General features: G+C 52.0%; 2 protein-coding genes and 1 pseudogene. All 3 read right to left on the bottom strand.

Annotated features, from left to right (window positions below):
• Window positions 1-608 (bottom strand): porin (locus PPL9_RS18400; RefSeq protein ID WP_161831349.1); only part of this gene is annotated, 608 nt, incomplete at its 3' end.
• Between the two features lie 833 nt (window positions 609-1,441).
• The gene (gene rsmD, locus PPL9_RS18395) at window positions 1,442-2,002 is read right to left on the bottom strand and encodes a 16S rRNA (guanine(966)-N(2))-methyltransferase RsmD (RefSeq protein ID WP_057464053.1); all 561 of its coding nucleotides are present in this window, start codon (window positions 2,000-2,002) and stop codon (window positions 1,442-1,444) included.
• Window positions 1,999-2,286: pseudogene (locus PPL9_RS18390) on the bottom strand (pseudouridylate synthase); the annotation flags it as partial. The pseudogene PPL9_RS18390 and the gene rsmD, both read right to left, overlap by 4 nt.

Below are 2,286 nucleotides of genomic sequence, written 5' to 3'. Positions count from 1 at the left end.
GGGAAAAAGCCGTTACCTAAATCGAAGGTATAACCAGCAAGCCAGAGGTTTTGGTCAGAATACGCAACGGTGGTGATCGCACCGTAGGCATAACCGGTCCAGAAGTCATAGAAGGACTGTGCACGACCGATGGTCATACCGCCAAACTGTACGAACGCATAATCAAGCGTCATAACAGTGTTGTCCTGTTCAACCCCAAAAGAGCCGACTGGGTTGTTCACGTTAGGAACGGAGCTGTCATCCTGAATAAAGCCAGGTGTGTCGACTGTTCCGAACAAATCAATGTAAGCACGAAGCAAGCCGTATTCTGTTTGAGTTCGGGCGTCCATGCGGAGGTAGCCACGTGCACGAGTGGATGTTGAATTTCTTGTCCGCTCAGACCAGTCGCTTGGGGCCGCCCCAAAGTTGTTGAAACGGTATTCTGCACGAACACGACCGCGAATTCTCAAACAGGTATCTGTGCCTGGAATATAAAAATATCCAGTACCGTAGGCGTCACAAATCTGGACATATTCTACGGGCTCCGGTGCAACGGGAAGATCGGCTGCAAGGACCGGAGTGGCACTCATCATAAGCGCTGCTGCGGCGCTAGTTGTAAAGTGGCGCATAATTCGACTCCTAAATCGGGTAGAAACCCACTCCTCAAACAAGGTTTATTGACAAAACTACTTAAGGCGGCCCAAATGCTGCCTAAGCAAAACTAATTTTATTGTTGTGTACGCGAATTCCCTGCAGCAATTGATGCCAGCACATGCTTATTGATGCAATGATAACTCTAAAAATAACCTAGAGTTATCAAGCTAATCGAAACCGCTGTTTCATTCCTGCAACGCTTTTATCCCAAACTAGGTAGAAGTAACAAATACATTACAGGGGTGCTCTTTATCGAATTAAGCTATTGTTATTGTTAGTTAAAAAATCATTACGCAGATTTGCGAGTCTTTTTCCTATGCAAGCTGCGTCATTCGAATCATAGACACAAATGAAGTCCCTATCAGGAAAGTGTAATACTCCATGATAAGTAAAGTGATAATATTTACAAGTATTCGAACTTTGCGTTGTTTTGGGGAAGTTTGCGTTCTTTTGAGGACTGACGCGCTGCTATGCGAACTGTGAACCTCAATCCTGCAAATCTCTGTTTTTTAGGAGGCAGGGGCCAATGCATCCTCCAGCTCACCCACACCGGACCAGATCCTCCGCCACAACACGGTGCCATCACCTCAGAACACCGGACAGCAACGACCCGCTTCAATCAGTTCGGGCTGAAGACCCCAAGCTCGCCTCTGCTCACAGTCCTTGCCCACCTGCGCTATCATTGAGCGCACTCACACATCACGGCGGCCCTCTATCCAGCGCGCAGAGGGGAGGGCAACAAAAAGGCCTTCCCGAAACCACATCGGAAAGGCCTTCTTCTACTCTTTATATATAGGGTCGCTCTGGGCTACACGCCGAGATACCTGAGAATGAGGATCTGACTGTCGCCCGCATGGCGTACATCCAGCCCTTCAAACCCGTCAGGGATCACTGGAGAAACGCTCGCATCTTCTTCCCAGATGCAAAGAGCGCCTTTATTGAGCCAGCCGCCAGCCACGGCGCTGGACAGAGCCTTCTCGCCCAGCTCATTGCGGTAAGGTGGATCCAGAAACACCAGGTCGAACGGAGCAATGGTTCCTGCTTCCCCTAAAGATGTCGCATCACGTCGCAAGATCTTTGTGGCGCCCATCAGTCCTGTGGTCTCCACATTCCGGCGGATCAGACCACGCGGCTCAACGGCCTCTTCAACAAAGACGCAGTACTTGCTGCCACGGCTCATCGCTTCCAGACCAAGAGCGCCGGTCCCTGCAAACAGGTCCAGAACGCGTGCGTCCTGAACCGGGTTGTCATAGGAATGAGCGAGCACATTAAAAATGGTCTCTCTCATCCGGTCACTGGTAGGCCGTGTGTTTTGTGTCTTGGGCGTAGCGAGAGCAGTTCCCCGAAAGCGTCCAGCAACAATTCTCACGATTTTCTGCCGCCTTTGTTTCCACGAGGCGCGCCAGAGCGATCACCACCTGGGCGACCACCACGCGCTTTATCGCCGCCAAAGCTCTTGCCGCCGCCACGTGGGCCTTTGCTAAAGCTTGGCTTGCCGCCATCACGACCACCTTCACGAGGGCCCTTGCTAAAGCTTGGCTTGCCGCCGTCACGACCACCTTCACGAGGGCCTTTGCTGAAGCTCGGCTTGCCGCCATCACGGCCACCTTCACGAGGGCCTTTGCTGAAGCTCGGCTTGCCGCCATCACGGCC

The sequence above is a fragment of the Pseudovibrio sp. POLY-S9 genome, from assembly GCF_001431305.1.
In the GTDB taxonomy this organism is placed as follows: Bacteria; Pseudomonadota; Alphaproteobacteria; order Rhizobiales; family Stappiaceae; genus Pseudovibrio.
This window is presented reverse-complemented; position numbering and strand designations above follow the sequence as displayed.